Consider the following 367-nt stretch of genomic DNA (forward strand, 5'->3'; position numbering starts at 1 on the left):
ATCCCGTTTGTCGGGGCCGGGGTGCTGGGTTCGGCGCTGAGCATGGACAAAGACGTCACCAAACGGCTGCTGCGTGACGCCGGTCTGGCGGTGGCACCCTTTGTCACGCTGACGCGGCGCAATGCCGCGCAGCACGATTTTGCCCGCGTCAGTGAGAAACTGGGGCTGCCGCTGTTTATCAAACCCGCCAACCAGGGCTCGTCGGTGGGCGTCAGCAAGGTACGCAGCGCGCAGGAGTATGACACGGCGCTGGCGCTGGCCTTCCGCTATGACCATAAAGTGCTGGTGGAGTCCGCCATCGCCGGCCGGGAGATTGAGTGCGCGGTGCTGGGCAACGACCACCCGCAGGCCAGCGTGTGCGGCGAAG

At 65.9% G+C, this 367-nt stretch carries 1 protein-coding gene; it reads left to right on the forward strand.

Features of this window, described 5'->3' with window-relative positions; genetic code table 11:
• Positions 1-367: ATP-binding protein (locus CYR55_RS23205; protein ID WP_146001060.1), on the forward strand; the 367-nt coding region annotated here is incomplete at both ends.

The organism is Chimaeribacter californicus (genome assembly GCF_002858675.1).
Classification (GTDB): domain Bacteria; phylum Pseudomonadota; class Gammaproteobacteria; order Enterobacterales; family Enterobacteriaceae; genus Chimaeribacter; species Chimaeribacter californicus.